Genomic DNA, 1,071 nt, shown 5'->3' with positions numbered 1-1,071 from the left:
CCGACTGCGACATCGACTGGGCGGTCGATGACACCTGCCCCGAGGCGTTGCTGAGGTGGTCGGCGGCGGTTCGCACTTCGCCGATGATCTGTGCCAGTTTGGTGGTCATGCCTTGCATCACGGATAGCAGGCTTTCGGTGTTGCGGTCGTCGGTTTCGATCTTCACGCCGAAATCACCCTCGGCGATTCGTCGGGTGACGTCGACGGCGTAAGCCGGTTCACCGCCCAACGAGCGCACCAGATTGCGCGTGATCAGGAGCGTGACCGCAAGGCCAATCGCGGTGGCAACGACGATCAGGACAAGAATGGCGTTCCTGGTTTCACGCTGCGTCGCTTCCGAGTTCTGGAAAAACTCGTCGGCTTTCTTGGTGGCAAATTCGTCGATGGCGTTGACCGCGGCGCCAATCTCGGCAACCTGCTTGGCGCCGACTTCCCTGGTGATTGCGGCGGCTTGGTCGCGCTTGTCTTCGCGCATCAGGGCGATAACTTTTTGCCGTGTCGGCCGCCAGTCGTCCAGGCTCTTTTCCAGTCGTTCAATCAGGCTCTTGTCGCCGAGGAAGCGCTCCTTGAGAACCTTGATGCGTTCGTAGGCTTTCTTTTCGCTGGCATCCACGGCCGCTACGGCTTTGTCGAGGTCGGCGGGCGTCTTGGACAATGCCACATCCTTCATGCTGCGGTGCATGCGAACGACTTCGCCGTCAACGCGCGCGACCGCATTGGTCACGGTAAACGGGCTGCGGTAGAACTTCTCCAGCAGATCACCGACATGAGCGATGCGGTTCAGTGAAAACAGGCCAGTGGCAATCAGCAGCATGACGACCAGACCAATCGCCAGACCGAGCTTTGCTCCGACCCGCATATTCTTGAACATTCCAGATACCTCCGATTGAAACGATTGAATTGAATTGAACTAGAAACGACGATGAGACTCGTCAGGATTTCGTTTGCTCATGCCCCGCTGGTCCTGGCGATACCGCTCCCCGCCTCGGCGGTAGCGACTTGTGCCAACAGGGCGATTTCGTCGACCGACAGCACGCGGCCGATATTGAGCAGGATGACGAACTTGCCGGC

Annotated in this window: 1 protein-coding gene; it reads right to left on the bottom strand. The window is 59.0% G+C overall.

The genetic code is table 11. From position 1 onward, the window contains the following. Positions 1-871, bottom strand: an 871-nt coding sequence (locus tag CAPSK01_RS22425; protein WP_273703372.1) for a methyl-accepting chemotaxis protein, incomplete at its 3' end; no start/stop codon positions are given. Positions 872-1,071: the final 200 nt, after the last annotated feature.

This window comes from Candidatus Accumulibacter vicinus (assembly GCF_000584955.1).
In the GTDB taxonomy this organism is placed as follows: Bacteria; Pseudomonadota; Gammaproteobacteria; order Burkholderiales; family Rhodocyclaceae; genus Accumulibacter; species Accumulibacter vicinus.
The sequence above is the reverse complement of the archived record's forward strand: the minus strand, read 5'-3'. Positions and strand labels throughout refer to the sequence as shown.